13 protein-coding genes are annotated in these 16,925 nt (G+C 41.9%); 3 read left to right on the top strand and 10 right to left on the bottom strand.

The window, feature by feature from the left end; translation table 11 throughout:
• Positions 1-157 precede the first annotated feature (157 nt).
• From O7C57_RS06865 to xerD, 7 genes are all read right to left on the bottom strand, one after another.
• Positions 158-3,346 (bottom strand): hypothetical protein, encoded by a 3,189-nt coding sequence (locus tag O7C57_RS06865; protein ID WP_269723799.1) that lies wholly within the window; start codon positions 3,344-3,346, stop codon positions 158-160.
• Between the two features lie 26 nt (positions 3,347-3,372).
• Positions 3,373-3,909 carry a hypothetical protein gene (locus O7C57_RS06860; RefSeq protein WP_154625090.1) on the bottom strand — a complete coding sequence of 179 codons (537 nt, stop codon included), beginning with the start codon at positions 3,907-3,909 and terminating at the stop codon, positions 3,373-3,375.
• 629 nt (positions 3,910-4,538) lie between these two features.
• On the bottom strand, positions 4,539-6,056 hold the full coding sequence (gene lysS / locus O7C57_RS06855; RefSeq protein WP_154624309.1) for a lysine--tRNA ligase: 1,518 nt from the start codon (positions 6,054-6,056) through the stop codon (positions 4,539-4,541).
• Between the two features lie 7 nt (positions 6,057-6,063).
• Positions 6,064-7,165, bottom strand: a protein-coding gene (gene prfB / locus O7C57_RS06850) for a peptide chain release factor 2 (protein WP_154624310.1) whose coding sequence is annotated in 2 segments (ribosomal slippage) — positions 6,064-7,086 and positions 7,088-7,165 — 1,101 coding nt in all. Because the reading frame shifts where the segments join, the coding sequence is not laid out codon by codon here.
• A 137-nt stretch (positions 7,166-7,302) separates the two neighbouring features.
• The gene (gene recJ, locus O7C57_RS06845) at positions 7,303-9,036 is read right to left on the bottom strand and encodes a single-stranded-DNA-specific exonuclease RecJ (protein ID WP_196713356.1); all 1,734 of its coding nucleotides are present in this window, start codon (positions 9,034-9,036) and stop codon (positions 7,303-7,305) included.
• A gap of 9 nt (positions 9,037-9,045) precedes the next feature.
• On the bottom strand, positions 9,046-9,747 hold the full coding sequence (dsbC, locus tag O7C57_RS06840) for a bifunctional protein-disulfide isomerase/oxidoreductase DsbC (RefSeq protein WP_154624311.1): 702 nt from the start codon (positions 9,745-9,747) through the stop codon (positions 9,046-9,048).
• A gap of 19 nt (positions 9,748-9,766) precedes the next feature.
• Positions 9,767-10,690 (bottom strand): site-specific tyrosine recombinase XerD, encoded by a 924-nt coding sequence (gene xerD / locus O7C57_RS06835; protein WP_154624329.1) that lies wholly within the window; start codon positions 10,688-10,690, stop codon positions 9,767-9,769.
• A gap of 84 nt (positions 10,691-10,774) precedes the next feature.
• Here xerD and fldB point away from each other — a divergent pair, with 84 nt between their 5' ends.
• Positions 10,775-11,293, top strand: coding sequence for a flavodoxin FldB (gene fldB / locus O7C57_RS06830; RefSeq protein WP_154624312.1), 519 nt, complete (start codon positions 10,775-10,777; stop codon positions 11,291-11,293).
• Positions 11,294-11,337: 44 nt separating this feature from the next.
• Here the strand turns inward: fldB and O7C57_RS06825 are convergent, their stop codons facing one another.
• Positions 11,338-11,748, bottom strand: coding sequence for a protein YgfX (locus O7C57_RS06825; protein ID WP_163860914.1), 411 nt, complete (start codon positions 11,746-11,748; stop codon positions 11,338-11,340).
• Positions 11,729-11,995 carry an FAD assembly factor SdhE gene (gene sdhE / locus O7C57_RS06820; protein ID WP_154624313.1) on the bottom strand — a complete coding sequence of 89 codons (267 nt, stop codon included), beginning with the start codon at positions 11,993-11,995 and terminating at the stop codon, positions 11,729-11,731. The genes O7C57_RS06825 and sdhE overlap by 20 nt, the downstream gene beginning before the upstream one ends.
• Positions 11,996-12,248: 253 nt before the next feature.
• Here sdhE and ygfZ point away from each other — a divergent pair, with 253 nt between their 5' ends.
• Positions 12,249-13,238, top strand: coding sequence for a tRNA-modifying protein YgfZ (ygfZ, locus tag O7C57_RS06815; RefSeq protein ID WP_154624314.1), 990 nt, complete (start codon positions 12,249-12,251; stop codon positions 13,236-13,238).
• A gap of 11 nt (positions 13,239-13,249) precedes the next feature.
• Entirely contained in the window at positions 13,250-13,870 is a 621-nt protein-coding gene (locus O7C57_RS06810) for an HD domain-containing protein (protein WP_154624315.1), read from the top strand.
• Between the two features lie 96 nt (positions 13,871-13,966).
• Here O7C57_RS06810 and gcvP read toward each other — a convergent pair whose 3' ends face one another.
• Positions 13,967-16,843 carry an aminomethyl-transferring glycine dehydrogenase gene (gcvP, locus tag O7C57_RS06805; RefSeq protein WP_269723798.1) on the bottom strand — a complete coding sequence of 959 codons (2,877 nt, stop codon included), beginning with the start codon at positions 16,841-16,843 and terminating at the stop codon, positions 13,967-13,969.
• Positions 16,844-16,925 lie beyond the last annotated feature (82 nt).

Below are 16,925 nucleotides of genomic sequence, written 5' to 3'. Positions count from 1 at the left end.
TTTCTTATCCCACCAACGCTATTAGTTTAGAGGTGGACAGTCTATTAATTAAACCTTTATATCGCATCGATAATTTGTGAATAATATGTCTATCGATAACGTCATAAAAAAGGCCGTATTACTAATATGTAAACGGCCTTTTTTGATCTGTTATACGTTATTTAACGCTAATGATTTTTAAATCGATAATTGACATGGAGTTTGGTGGTATTTGTCCAGGTATACCATCAACCCCATAACCACCTTCCGGTTTGATATAAACCTTAACCATACCCCCTTCACCCGCCTTCTCAATAAATGAGTTCAACGGAACAGGTAACTCATTATAAGGTAATGTGACTGGATTCTTATCCGTATATAACACCGTCACGGTTCCATCGGTAAGCTGTTCACGCATAATAAATGTGATACTTTTCTTCTTCACATTACTAATTGGCTTACCTTTTTGTAGGATCTTATAATACGTAAAGGCATCAAGTTTGCTATATTTCTGCTTGGTGATTTCTTCAATCATTTTTTGATTGCGTTTTTTATTTTCTTCCGCAATCGCATTGAGTTCTTTCTGTGTGAGTTGTTTTACAGATGGACGAACCGCAGCAGCACCTGTAGACGATGGTTTTGCTTTTAGCTTATCGTTCTCTTCTTGAAGCTGCATCACCTTTTTATTCAGCTCCATAATTTGCGATTTCAGTGCTTCATCTGAAGATAAGAATTTTTGTTGCTTTAACTCAGATTGCAACGTTTTCAACTGTTCTTTCGCGGTTGCTAATTCTTTTTGCAATTGAGCACTATCAGACAGCTGCTTTTTCAATTTCTCTAATTCAGCACGCTGAGCTTGATATTTTGTATCAATCGTTTTCAGCTTTTCAGCGTCTAATTTTAATGCACTGATTTGCTTATTAGCTTCTGCTAATCGTTTGTCAATTTCAACTGCCTGTTTATCTTTTGCAGTAACGTCGCTCTCAAGGCGCTGAATTTTTTGTTCACGCTCTTTAACTTGCTTTTCAATTTCTGCTTTTTGGGTTTGCAGTTGCTGCTGAGCGACTTTCAGTTCCGCTTCTAACGTTTTTTTCTGCTCTACTTGCGCTATTTGAGCAGCTAACATAATTTGCGATTTCGCAACCTGTTGTTCATGCTCTTTTAACTTGGCTTGCAACTGCTGATTTTGTTCCGCTAGCTGCTTCGCTGCTGCCTGCTGCTGGGCCAATGCCTCACGGGTCGCTTGGCTGTCAGCTTCCACTTTCTTCGACGCCTGCTCTTGCTGCTTCAATAACGCCACTTGCTGGTTCAGATCAGCGGTCAACGCTTTAACCTGTTGATCTGACGCTTGTGCCATTAACTGTTTTTGCTTCTCAACCTCTTTTTGCAGCTGTGCAACATCCGCATTAGCTTGCTTCAACTGCGCTTGCGCCGTCGCATAATTCTGTTCTTGTTGCGCTAATTTCGCTTGCAGTTGCTGTTGTGTTTTTTCGTTACTTGCAGACTGCTTCGCCAACGCCTCTTGTTCAGCTTTTTGAGATTGTAGCTGTTGTTGTGCAGCTTTTAGTTCTGCCTCTAACTTCTTCTTCTGTTCAGACTGTGCCATCTGTGCAGTCAACGTGGCTTGCAGTTTTGCTGCCTGTTGCTCATGCTCTTTTAACTTGGCTTGCAACTGCTGATTTTGTTCCGCTAGCTGCTTCGCTGCCGCCTGCTGCTGTGCCAATGCCTCACGGGTCGCTTGGCTGTCAGCTTCCGCTTTCTTCGACGCCTGCTCTTGCTGCTTTAATAACGCCACTTGCTGGTTCAGATCAGCGGTCAACGCTTTAACCTGTTGATCTGACGCTTGTGTCATTAACTGTTTTTGCTTCTCAATCTCTTTTTGCAGCTGTGCGACATCCGCATTAGCTTGCTTCAACTGCGCTTGCGCCGTCGCATAATTCTGTTCTTGTTGCGCTAATTTCGCTTGCAGCTGTTGCTGTGTTTTTTCGTTGCTTGCAGACTGCTTCGCTAACGCTTCTTGTTCTGCTTTACCCGCTTTTAATTGTTGTTGCGCTAATTTTAGTTCAGCCTCAAAAGCTTTAGATGTTTCTTGCTGCTTAGCCAATTCGGCTTGAATATCACTATTTTGTTTTTGAGCTAACTGAAGAGCTGCTTCTTTTTGCTTCAGCAGTTCCTTCTGTTTTTCAAGGGAAGCCGTGACAAGTTTAACTTGTTCATCACTGCTTTTATTTAACCTATCGGCTTGTTCTTTTGCATCAGTTTCTAATTTAGCCAATTGCTCGGTTAATTGTTGAACTTGCTTCTGTGCATTTTCAAATTGTGATTGTGCTCGTACGAGTTCTTTATCTTTTTCTGCTAACTGCTTTTCAGCGGCTGTTTGCGCTTGAATACTGTTACTTAATTTCTTTTCAAGCGCGTCAATGGCCTGCTGAGCTTGCTGATTATTTAATGTCAGTTGTTCTAAACTATGTTGCTTTTCAGTCAGCGTATTTTTAACCGCGGTGAGTTCATCGGTGAGTAATACAATGGTTTCTTTATCATCTGTTGCATTTAGCTTTTCTCTTAATAAAGCAACCTGATTCTTGTTTTCAGTCAGCTGGTTATTAATGCGCTCTATTTCAAATTGCTTCTCAGCAATTTCATGGCTCAATTCCGCAACACTTTTATTATGTGCGATTAACTTTTCAACTAATTGCCTATCAGTTAAAAGCTGCTTATAAGCAATTAACTGACCAGCACCTTGAGCAGCACCAAACTTAAATAAGTGTGTTGACTGTTGTTGTGCTAATAAGTCAGCGAGCTGTTCTAAATAGTCGGTATTGTCACGTAATACATGGGTTGAGTATTTGGCGGAATAAAGCCCCAACGGATCCAAAACAAGCTGATATTTCGCAAAGTCTTTCGATAAATACTGGGGATGCCATTGCGTTGAATTAAAGAAATAAGGGTAGGAAGACAATAGCAAAGACTGGTGTGCTGAACCAGTTTGTTGTGCTGTTGTGTTTTCAGGTAATGGACATTCAGACAACGGCACCGTTGTTTTTTCTGTTGGTTGTGTAACAACCTTTGTCGTCGTGACTTTTGGCTGAGTTTGTTTCGTTACCGAACCTTGTGCCTTAGGCTGAGTCCGTACAGACGTTTTTCCTTGCCCAACGTTTCTACCCGCCGCAGATTTGGATTTTTCTTTTGGCTCAGGCGCAAGTGGTAAAGATGAAAATGAGTCATAGCCCTGACTTTGAATATTCAGTGGTTTTTCAGGCAATTTTCCTTCCTGCTCTAATTGCAGGTAAGTGTCAAAGTCATCAATGACGTTATTAAAGCTATCCGATTTTGCTAATTGACTAAAAGTAGCCGAAAAAATGGCCAATGATATACAAAGCCTTAGGTTAATTCTCATAATCCACTAATTTTTTCCAATGTTGATTCGGTAGACAAGACTGAGTTATAACGAACTTTGGCACAAAGCACCTTTGTTTTAGCTTCTATTGCCATCTGTAATAATTCGATCGTATCTGGACTCGCTGTTGAGGAGACTTGTTTATAGAGTTGATTTATTTCACTCACCTCTTTAAACGAACCAACTAAGCGATTGTAATCTGCTGGTGACAGTGTTTTTAAAGCATTAAGCTCTTTAATGCAGGTATTTAAATGTTGAAATGATTCTTGGTCATTTCCAGTGGCATTTAATCCCATCGAACGCTGTTCTGTCGGTTTTTTACTAATAGCCGAGTTTAAAGCAGACTGGGAATCAGCATAGGAATAATCCATATACTGCTGTTTTGTTTCAGAAGAATTAGAAGCAGATGCGGTTGAGGTTATCGCTTCCTTTTTCTCTGTATTATCCGTGTGATAGCCCAAAGAACAGCCAGAGAGCATCGTCGTCCCAACTAAAAGCAGAGATGCAACAATAAATTTATCTTTTAAAAACATATGGTTACCTTACCAGCACTTTTTCTTCGCTATTATAATGAGATCCAAGAAACCTAGTGTAAGCTAAAATTTATCTATTTTCTATAATCCCCAATCTAGAAATAGATTCATCTCATAAATTTTGGTTAATTATTTTAATCTTAGCATTAAATCAGAACTAACCACACTCTTTTTAATGTGACAATAAACTAAAGAACACTTAATTTGAGTTTTATAAATAATCACGACAACAAATTATCATCTTACAAACCGAGTGGTAACTTTTATTTGGTAAATGATCAGTTATCTCAAGCGAGTCGCTATAGGAAATTGATTTTTCGAATAAAGTAAAATATTTCAATTGAGAAATATTTTCTAACAAAAAAATAAATTGACAGCGTTACACGATTGGCATTGGCTTAAATAAATTACACTTAATATGTTATCAATATAATTTATATTGATTATGTGTTTTTACCTACTTGGGAATAATAGATAATCTATATCTATTACCATACAAATATATCACTCAATCAGTTTCACTTAAGTTACGATTTTATCGTGTTAGACGGTCTTCTTTTATGAATTAAATAGTTTGGGATGAGATAAAATTATGCCCAGAAATATCTGGGCATAATGATGGTATAAAATTAAGCTTTCGATGGGCGTAATGCTGGGAATAAAATAACATCACGAATAGTATGGCTGTCGGTAAACAACATCACCATACGGTCAATACCAATGCCTAACCCAGCAGTTGGTGGTAAACCATGTTCTAATGCCGTCACATAGTCTTCATCATAGAACATTGCTTCATCATCGCCTTCATCTTTATGACGAACTTGTTCAGCAAAACGTTCCGCTTGGTCTTCTGCATCATTCAACTCAGAGAAACCATTACCGATTTCACGGCCACCAATAAAGAATTCAAAACGATCCGTAATAAACGGATTGTCATCATTACGACGTGCCAAAGGCGAAACTTCCGCTGGGTATTCAATGATAAACGTTGGCTGGATCAAATGACTTTCAGCAACTTCTTCGAAAATTTCACACTGAACACGTCCTAATCCCCAACTCTTTTCAATCTTAATACCAAGAGATTGTGCAATCGCAACCGCTTTATCCATGTCATCCAAATCGGCAACATTGGTTTCAGGACGATACTTGCAAATGGCTTCTTTCATTGTCAATTTGGCAAATGGTTTGCCAAAATCGAACTCTTGATCACCATATTTCACCACGGTGTTACCAAGTACTTTTTGCGCTAGCGTACGGAATAATTCCTCGGTCAAGTCGATCAAGTCGCGATAGTCCGCATATGCCATATAGAGTTCCATCATAGTGAACTCAGGGTTATGACGTGGTGATAAACCTTCATTACGGAAGTTACGGTTGATTTCAAACACACGCTCGAAGCCACCAACAACCAAACGCTTTAGATATAGCTCAGGCGCAATACGCAAGTACATGTCAATATCAAGTGCATTATGGTGGGTAATAAATGGACGAGCAGAAGCACCACCAGGAATGACCTGCATCATTGGTGTTTCAACTTCCATAAAGCCTTTGCCTACCATAAAATTGCGTAATTCGGCCAAGATTTTAGAACGAACCATGAAGGTATGGCGTGATTCATCATTAGCAATTAGGTCAAGGTAACGTTGACGATAACGAGTTTCCTGATCGGCTAGACCGTGGAACTTGTCTGGTAACGGACGTAATGCTTTGGTTAACAAACGCACTTCGTGGCAGTGAACGGTTAATTCACCTGTTTTGGTTTTAAATAAGCGACCTTTTGCACCTAAAATATCGCCTAAATCCCATTTCTTAAATTGTTCGTTATAAACGCCTTCCGCTAAATCATCGCGAGAAACATAAATTTGAATACGACCACCCACATCTTGCAGTGTCGCAAATGATGCTTTCCCCATAATACGGCGCGTCATCATACGGCCCGCAATGGCAACTTCGATGTTTAAATCTTCGAGTTCTTCTGCGGATTTTTCATCGTACTGTGCGTGGATCTTATCCGACGTGATATCACGACGGAAATCATTTGGGAATGGAACCCCTTTTTCACGTAAAGTGACCAGTTTTTCTCTACGTGTTTTTAATTCGTTATTCAAATCGGGGGCTTGTTCTGCGCCCTGTTGTTGCTGAGACATTTTTTCCTCACAGGCCAGCTTTCAAGCTAGCTTCAATGAATTTATCCAAATCACCATCCAGTACGGCTTGCGTATTTCGCGTTTCCACACCAGTACGTAAATCTTTAATACGTGCATCATCAAGGACATAAGAACGAATTTGGCTTCCCCAACCAATATCCGATTTATTCTCTTCCATCGCTTGTTTGTCAGCATTCTTTTTCTGCATTTCCAGTTCGTACAGCTTCGCTTTCAACTGGCGCATAGCTTGATCTTTGTTTTTATGTTGCGAGCGGTCATTTTGACACTGGGTAACAATATTGGTCGGTATGTGGGTAATACGTACCGCTGATTCTGTTTTGTTGACGTGCTGCCCACCCGCACCAGACGCACGGTACACATCAATGCGTAAATCAGCTGGGTTAATTTCGATATCAATATCGTCATCAACTTCTGGGTAAATAAATGCTGAACTAAATGAAGTATGACGACGCCCACCAGAGTCAAAGGGACTTTTACGAACTAAGCGATGAACACCGGACTCGGTTTTAAGCCATCCGTACGCGTAATCCCCAATGACTTTAATTGTTGCGGATTTTAAACCGGCAACGTCACCGTCTGACTCTTCAATAATTTCTGTTTTGAAACCTTTCGATTCAGCCCAACGGAGATACATACGCATCAGCATACTTGCCCAATCTTGCGCTTCCGTACCACCGGAGCCGGCTTGTAGATCGATATAGCAATCGGCACTGTCATATTCACCAGAGAACATCCGGCGAAACTCAAGTTGTTCTAATTTGCCCTGTAGCTGATTTAGCTCTTCACCCGCTTCATTAAAGGTATCTTCATCATCGGCTTCAATTGCCAGTTCAAGTAAACCTTCCACATCTTCAAGGCCTTGAGTCAGCTGATCGATAGTATCGACGATAGCTTCAAGCGATGAGCGCTCTTTACCTAACGCCTGTGCTCTTTCAGGCTCATTCCAAACATCAGGTTGTTCAAGCTCTGCGTTAACTTCTTCTAAGCGTTCTTTCTTGGCATCATAGTCAAAGATACCCCCTAAGAACCGCTGTGCGCTCAGACAAGTCCTGAATCTTACTTTTTACTGGGTTTATTTCAAACGTCATTTTTCAATGTCTTATGTTTGGTCGTTATAAATAGAATGAATTCTTTAGAAACCGTCAATTATAACGAAATTTCCGCAAAGTTTATAGCACCATGAAAATCAATATTGCAATAAACACGCTCGGCTAAGGTAAACGCATTATTCGGGCCAAATATGTTCAATCATTAATTGCACACTCTTTTGCCCTCGAAACTCATTCACATCAAGTTTAAACGCTATCTTAGCGCGTTTGACACTATGGTCAGGCCACCGCCGTACATCGATATTAAACATAATGGCATCGAGCATCGGCCCACCACTGACAGGTTCTAACATCAATTTAAGATGACGCTCACCGACGATTCGTTGTTGTAAAAGTTGAAAGTGCCCATCAAACACAGGCTCGGGGAATGCTTGCCCCCACGGGCCACTTTCACGTAACAACTCTGCTGTTTCTAGCGTGTACTCATTCTGTTTCAATTCACCATCACTCCAGACCACACCAGCTAATTGTTCAGGATGAATGAGCTCCCCCATCAATAACTCAAAATGGTGCTTAAATAATTCAAATTTAGTTTCCTCAAGGCTTAGCCCGGCTGCCATCGCATGTCCACCAAATTTTTGCATAAGTCCAGGCTGTAAGGTATTTAAACGCTCTAATGCATCGCGCATATGTACACCGGGCACTGAGCGTCCAGAACCTTTGAGAGTGCCATCTCCTGCGGGCGCAAAAGCAATGACGGGACGATGGTATTGTTCTTTAATTCTTGAAGCCAAAATACCCACCACACCTTGATGCCATTCGGGGTGATAAATCGCCAGACCATTCGGTAGCTGGCTGTCACCATACTCAATTTTATTAAATAAAACAGAGGCTTCTTGCTGCATACCCACTTCAATTTCGCGTCGAGCTTGGTTCAAACCATCCAGTTCGTTAGCCAGTTCTCTCGCATAAGCCATATCATCAGTCAGTAATAATTCAATACTGACTGACATATCATCCAAACGCCCTGCCGCATTCAATCGAGGACCTAACGCAAAACCAAAGTCATTGGCGACTAGGCGAGAACATTCTCGCTTTGAGACCTCAATAAGCGCTTTAATGCCCGCACAACAGCGCCCTGCTCTTACTCGGTTTAATCCTTGATGCACTAAAATACGGTTATTTGTATCAAGAGGCACCACATCGGCAACCGTTCCAAGCGCAACTAAGTCTAAATATTCGGCTAAATTAGGTTCTTTTAGGCCTTGCTTAACAAACCAGCCTTCTTGTCGTAATTTCGCTCGTAATGCTGACATCAGATAAAATGTGACCCCGACTCCCGCTAAGGATTTAGAGGCAAACTGGCAGTTTTCTAAATTAGGATTAATGATCGCATCTGCCTTGGGTAACGTTTCTCCAGGTAAATGGTGGTCGGTAACTATCACTTTAATATCAAGTTGATGGGCAAATTCGACCCCTTCATGTGAGGAGATACCATTATCAACGGTAATGATAAGGTCGGCCCCCCGATGATGGGCTTCCTCCACGACTAAAGGGGTTAATCCATAACCATTTTCAAATCGATTTGGCACAATGTAATTTAGGTTTACATACCCCATCGCTTTCAAGGCGCGAATCGCGAGTGCGGTACTCGTTGCACCATCAGCATCGAAATCGCCAACAATCGTGATAACGCGATGGTTTTCGAGTGCGTCATACAGCAGTGATAGCGCATGATCGATACCTGATAATGCACGGTAATCCAATAAGTTAGCCGCTTTACGTTCTAATTGAGCAATATCGGTAATGCCTCTATGGGCATAAACTCGCTGAAGGATCTCAGGAAAACCGTCCAATGTTTTCATGTCATCCGCGAGTGTTCGCCGTTGTAAAAAAGTTTCTACATTCACGATAGTTAACTATTTTTGTTCGAGTATTTTTAAAAGATCATCAGGGGCTAAATAACCTGAAAGCAGCTGGCCATCAGGTAAAACAATCGCTGGTGTACCTGTCATTTTAAACTGGCTACCGAGTTTCATATGTTTACTGAGATCAATTTTACAGTCATCAATGATCGCCACTTCATCGCCCTTAAATGCTTTAGTTAACGCATTTTGAGGCAATGCGTTACACCAAATTGATGCCATCTGTTTTGCTGACTCATGATTTAAACCTTGTCGAGGATATGCGAGGTAGCGTACTGTCACGCCTTTATCATTGAGTTCACCCACAGACTCATGAAGTTTTTTACAGTAACCACAGGTGATATCGGTAAATACCGTCACGACATACTTCTCTTTCGGAGCCTTAAATACAATCATTTCATCTTTTAATGCATCAGCCTTTTTCAGTAACGGCTGATTCGAAATATTGACTGGCACTTTGCCGCTTAAATCATAAATCGGTCCTTGCACCAGATATTTACCATCATCAGTGACATAAATAATGCCATCTGAGGTATCGATTGTGTTTAACCCCACGATTGGCGATGGCTTAATTGATTCCACAGATATGTTATACCTTGCCAGTTTTTCTTCGATAACCTTATCGTCAGTTGCAGCAGGTATCGATGTGGAAAATGTCGCAATGCAAGCTGCCCATAATAATAATTTACGTTTCATAATTATCCTTTTACGCACACTACCCCCGTGGGTGGTGTTGCTCATGTAACACGCGCAAACGTTCTGTTGCGACATGTGTATAAATTTGTGTAGTAGAGAGATCACTATGTCCTAACAACATTTGCACAACGCGTAAATCTGCGCCGTGATTCAATAAATGGGTCGCAAATGCATGACGTAGAACGTGGGGTGATAATGCTTCAGAATCTATATTCGCAATCACAGCATAATGCTTAATACGGTGCCAAAATGTCTGGCGCGTCATTTGAGTGCCACGTTTACTTGGAAATAGCACATCGCTAGCCTTGCCGTTCAGTAATTCAGGTCTACCTTCTTGAATATATTTTTCCACCCAATAAATAGCTTCTTCTCCCAATGGGATCAACCGTTCTTTATCGCCCTTCCCGACGACGCGAATAACACCTTGCCGCAAACTCATATCAGAGAATGTTAACCCGACCAGCTCAGAAACACGTAACCCACAGGCATACAGGACTTCAAGCATTGCCTTATCACGAAGCTCCAGTGAATCTTCAATTGCTGGGGCATTCAGCAAATCTTCAACTTGTTGTTCGCTTAAATCTTTTGGCAAGCGCTGCGGTATTTTAGGTGCTGCAATCACCGCTGAAGGGTCATCGTTCCGTATTTTTTCACGGCATAAATATTGAAATAACCGACGAATCGCGCTCAGCAAACGCGCTGAACTTGCTGCTTTATAACCACTATCAATACGTTCAGCCAGAAAAGTTTGCAAATCTATCGATTGAACATTTTCTAAATGCAATTGGTTCGCGTCTAACCATTTATCGAGTGATTGCAAATCTAAACGATAAGATGCTAAGGTATTTTCAGCGAGATCCTGTTCCAGCCAAATTGTATCAAGAAACTGCTCAATTAATGGATTAAGTTGTTTTATTTCCACGCTACCTGTGTTCCCCTTCATCATTACCACACAATCGAGTCTGCCCGAATAGCATTCATTCTGTTACAATACCTCTCTACTGCAATGAAAACTAGTTACATTAACATGAAAATAGGTCTCTTTTACGGTTCTAGTACTTGTTATACCGAAATCGTCGCTGAAAAAATACGCGATATCCTCGGCGACGATTTAGTGACATTACATAACGTCAACGACACACCTCCTGAATTAATGGAACAGTATGACACCTTAATTTTGGGGATCCCTACGTGGGATTTTGGTGAAATACAAGAAGACTGGCTAGCCATTTGGGATGCACTTCCCAAACTTGATTTGAACAACAAGATTGTTGCCATGTATGGGATGGGCGACCAAATTGACTATAGTGAATGGTTTCTCGATGCACTCGGTATGCTTTACCACCAGCTAAAACCAACAGGGGTTAAATTTATCGGTTTCTGGCCACTCGATGGTTATGAATTCGAAAGTCCTAAACCATTGACTGAAGATGGAACACAATTTGTTGGTTTAGCGTTAGATGACGTTAACCAATTTGAAGAAACCGATGAGCGTATTGCCAAATGGTGTATGCAAATTTTAACCGAGCTGGAACAATTATTATAACTATCTAATAGTTATATTTTCTATTACTGCAATATTATCTAAGATTAAATATCTGGATATTGCAGTAATAGTTGATTTAAATTACGCCAGCTTTCTTCAGATAACGCATCCTTTGCTATCCATAAGCGGATTTTCTGTTGCTTACCTTGTAGTGCACTTAGCGTCAATAATATACCAACACGACTACACCACGGTTGCTTAATAATATTCCACTCGTTTTTTTTCCATTGCACCTTGTTGCCATTCACGAGCACTGCGGTGCCTTTAATTTTACTGATACTTTTTTGGCTTTTAGCCCAACTTGCAATCACAATGGCAAGTAAAGGTAACCAGACCATGGAATTACCTGGCGCCCACGGTGCTACCAATAAAATAAAACCTACCAGCCCGTGTGCACAGGTTGAAAAAAGTTGTGTCTTCCATGAAATGGAGAGATTAGATTTCCACAGGACCACGATTTTTATTTCTTTCCTGAATCAATTTAACCATACCAAACAACTCTTCATCATCTGGACGCCCGTGATTCATTAACCAGTTAAATAGGTCTGGATCAGCGCACTCAAGTAAACGGACGAAAGTCTGTTTGTCCTTATCGGAAAGGCTATCATACTCATACTCAAAGAATGGCATGATGGAAATATCCAATTCACGCATACCACGGCGGCAAGCCCAATGAATTCTTGCTTTGTTCTCTATATCCATTCCGTTACGACCTTACTTTGTTACATTTAACTGATAAGATTGATTATTTTCAACACTCTAACAGATAATCGATTAGGAAAACATGACCTATAGTACAATGTCGCTAATTTCCATGCCTCATGGCGCTTTTATCTAAGAATGATAATTAAAAATATTGAATAATTGATGGTGCATCATAATAACTACTTGCAATGTTATCCAGCTCTTTTACCATTAACCACCTTCTGATCAGAAAGAAAAAACAGGTGAAATCATGACTACTGAAGTTGCTCACTCTCAACAATTCCCCCTCGATTCTCAGTCTTTACCACTTATATTGATTTCACTGGAAAACTGGGGGCTGATTCACTCACATGGCCTTGATGCTGAAAAATACCTTCAAGGGCAAGTGACGGCCGACGTGGCCGCATTGACACCTTCTCAACATACCTTAACCGCCCATTGTGACCCAAAAGGTAAAATGTGGAGTAATTTACGTCTATTCCACCATCTTGATGGCTTTTCTTATATCGTAAGAAACAGCCTCATCGAGAGCCAGTTAGCGGAACTGAAAAAATACGCGGTTTTCTCAAAAGTGACCTTTGAACAAAAAAATGATTTGAAGCTACTTGGTATTGCCGGAGAAGGCGCTAAAGAGGCACTCGCTCGTGTGTTCAGTACCCTCCCCGATGCTGAAAATCAAGTTGTCGTTGATGGAGACTCTACGATCCTTCACTTTGCACTCCCCAAAGAGCGTTTTCTCGTTATTACTGGCAATGATTCTGCCGAGAAAATATCGAATGCACTCAATGCTCCTATGGTAGGCGATGACCAATGGCTTTCTTTAGACATTGAAGCGGGGTATGCAATTATCGATCAAGCAAATAGCGCGCAACACCTGCCACAAGCTACCAATCTACAAGCACTGCCTTTCGGAATTAGCTTTAAAAAAGGGTGTTATACCGGACAAGAAATGGTCGCTCGTGCGAAATTCCGAGGTGCAAACAAACGCGCGATGTATTGGCTAAAAGGCAACTCAACCTCCGTACCTGCGATTGGTGAAGGCGTTGAATGGCAACTTGGTGACAAGTGGCGTCGTACAGGCACAGTGCTTGCCGCAGTCAAATTAGCAAATGGTGACGTCAACATTCAGGTCATTATGAATAATGACATGGAAGCAGACAGTGTCTTTCGTGTTATTGGTGATGAAAACAGTCACCTGACTATCCAGCCACTCCCATACTCTTTGGAAGAAGAACAATAATTGAGGTTTTTATGTCATCAGTAACAGGTAATAAGCCAGTAGACGTGTTAAATTTTGGCGATTTTACCGAAGTGATCCAATTCTTAATGGAATTGGATAAGCTAAAAAGTGTTTATCGCAAAAACAAGTTGCTCAACAATGAAAGACAAGAAAACACAGCGGAACATAGTTGGCAATTCGCGATGGCAGCGATGAGCTTTGCCCCTTATGTGAAAGGGGTGAATGTTGATCATGCCATCAAATTAGCCTTGGTTCATGATGTGGTTGAAATCGATGCTGGTGATGTACTGGTTTATGATGTTGCCGCACGAGAAGCAATCCGCGAACAAGAGGTAAAAGCGGCTGTGCGTATTTTCGGCCTGCTTCCCTCTCCGCAAAATGAACAATTTTTAGCCTTGTGGAATGAATATGATGCGGCTGAAACGTTAGATGCTAAGTTTGCCAACGTCATTGATAGAACTATTCCAATGCTTTTAAATTTACATAACCAAGGGCAGAGCTGGGTTGAAAATAATATTCGTCTTGAGCAAGTTATCGCTCGAAATGAGTTTATTGAAGAGGTTTTCCCTGAGTTTTGGGAGCAGTTGTTACCACAATTAAAAATTGCTCAACAAAAAGGCTGGTTATTGTAAGCCTCTCTTAAAATAACAAGCCCCCCAATCATTGATTATTCAACGATTGGGGGTCACTTCTAATAGACTACTCGCTTGTTACTGCCAGCAGACTGACTAAATATAATCTTCAATCGGCACACACGAACAGTGCAGATGACGATCGCCATACACATCATCCAAACGTTTCACGGCAGGCCAATATTTGTTAGCTTTGGTTGCTGAAGTCGGGAACACCGCCAACTCTCGACTATAAGCATGTTCCCATTGCTCAACAAGCTCTGTTTGAACATATGGAGCGTTCACCAAAGGGTTATCCTCTAGGGTCCACTCACCATTAGCGACTTTGTCAATCTCATTACGAATCGATAACATTGCTTCGATAAAACGGTCAATCTCAACAAGGCTTTCAGACTCCGTTGGCTCAATCATCAAGGTTCCCGCAACAGGGAATGACATCGTTGGCGCATGGAATCCATAATCGATCAGACGTTTTGCGATGTCTAATTCACTGATCCCTGTATCCTTCTTAATCGGGCGCAAATCAACGATACATTCATGCGCGACATAACCATCGCGACCGGTATACAGGATGTCATAGCGACCTTGTAAGCGTTTAGCTATATAGTTTGCATTTAAAATAGCGACCTGACTCGCTCTTCTCAAACCGTAGGAGCCCATCATGCGGATGTACATCCAGCTGATAGGTAGGATAGAAGCACTGCCAAATGGTGCTGCTGAAACGGCGCCTTGTTCCGTAACCATCTCGTGCTCAACCACGGAATGCCCCGGTACAAATGGTGCTAAATGTTTTTTCACACCAATGGGTCCCATGCCCGGTCCACCACCACCATGAGGAATACAGAACGTTTTGTGTAAATTCAGGTGGGAAACATCGGCACCAATATAGCCCGGTGTTGTCAGACCAACTTGAGCGTTCATGTTGGCACCATCAAGGTACACTTGCCCACCAAACTGATGAACGATTTCACAAACCTCTTTAATACTCTCTTCGTATACCCCATGCGTTGACGGATAGGTCACCATCACACAAGAAAGATCAGCACGATGTTTTTCCGCTTGTTGACGTAAATCTGTCAGGTCAATATTGCCTTCGTCGTCACACCGCACCACCACGACTTCCATACCCGCCATATGTGCCGATGCAGGGTTGGTACCATGCGCTGAGGCAGGGATCAAACAAATGTGACGATGACCTTCATTTCGACTTTCATGATAGCGTCGGATAGCCAATAGCCCCGCATACTCACCTTGTGCGCCGGAGTTAGGCTGCATACAAACCGCATCATACCCTGTCAACTGAACAAGCCAATGCGATAGCTGTTCGATCATTTGATGGTAACCTTGCGCTTGTTCTGGTGGGCAGAAAGGATGCATTTCACCAAATTCAGGCCAAGTGATGGGTAACATCTCAGCCGCCGCATTCAGTTTCATGGTGCAAGAACCTAATGGGATCATCGCCTGATTCAGCGCTAAATCTTTACGCTCTAAGCTATGCATATAGCGCATCATTTCCGTTTCACTGTGATAGCGATTGAAATTTGGATGTGACAAAATCACATCATTTCGTTGCATTGCAGGGCTAATCGCACTCTCAGCAGATGCAACCTGCTTATCCAGTTTTTCGAAATCTAACTTTTGCTCACTACCCGTGATAATAGTGAATAACTCATTCAAATCTTGTCGTGTAGTTGTTTCATTAAAGGTAACACCTACAGCGCCATGAATATCACTACGCAAGTTAACTTTCGCTTTTTCTGCACGTGCGAGAACAGCTGCTTTATCTGCAACTTCGATAGATAAGGTATCAAACCAGCTGTGATGGCGTAACGTAACCCCCGCATCCTCTAACGCTTTAGCAAAAATAGACGTAAAACGATGAATGCGTTCTGCAATCAATTTTAACCCTTGTGGGCCATGGTACACCGCATACATAGCCGCGATGTTTGCTAACAGAACTTGAGAGGTACAAATATTTGAGTTCGCCTTCTCACGACGAATATGCTGTTCACGAGTTTGCATCGCCATACGTAATGCCGTGTTACCCGCCGCATCACGAGATACCCCAATAATACGACCGGGCATGGCACGTTTATATTCATCACGACAAGCAAAGAACGCAGCATGTGGGCCACCATAGCCCATAGGCACACCAAAACGTTGCGCCGAGCCAAATACGATATCGGCCCCCTGTTTTCCAGGAGCCGTTAGCACCACCAGAGCCATCATTTCAGCCGCGACACAGCTAATAATCTTACGCGCTTTTAATTTAGCCAACAGCTCGCTGTAATCATGCACCTCACCTGTCGACCCAACTTGCTGTAATAAAGCGCCAAAAACACCCTCGTGCTCAAGCACTTTTTCTGCTTTATCAACAATCACTTCAAAACCAAATGTGTTCGCTCGAGTACGGACTACATCCAATGTTTGAGGGTGAATATCATCTGCGACAAAAAAACGTTCAGCTTCTTTCAGTTTACTGATCCGTTTTGCCATTGCCATTGCTTCTGCGGCCGCTGTCGCTTCATCTAAGAGGGAAGCGGACGCTAGCTCTAAGCCAGTTAGATCAATGGTTAATTGTTGGAAGTTTAACAAGGATTCTAAACGACCTTGAGAAACTTCAGGTTGATAAGGGGTATACGCTGTATACCAACCCGGATTTTCCAGTAAGTTACGTAAAATCACAGGCGGTAAAATGGCTGGGGCATACCCCATGCCAATATAATTTTTATAACGTTTATTCAGGCTTGCAATCGCTTTCAACTCGGCAAGTGCTTCTTGTTCCGTCGCACCACTGCCTACTCTTGGCGGTTCAGCTAATAAAATCGCTTTCGGGACAATATCGTCCGTTAATGCATCAAGGGATGTGGCCCCCACAGTGTCCAACATGGTTTTTACTTGTTGTTCTGAAGGACCGATGTGGCGTTGAATAAATTCCGAACGGTTTTCTAATTGACTCAGAGACATCGTCATATCTATGTTCCCATTCCTAATATCTGCAACAACAGGGTTGGTATAAAAGCAAAACGCCCCGTAATGACAGTCATTACGGGGC

The sequence above is a fragment of the Providencia sp. 21OH12SH02B-Prov genome (assembly GCF_027362595.1).
Taxonomy (GTDB): Bacteria; Pseudomonadota; Gammaproteobacteria; order Enterobacterales; family Enterobacteriaceae; genus Providencia; species Providencia zhejiangensis.
This window is presented reverse-complemented; position numbering and strand designations above follow the sequence as displayed.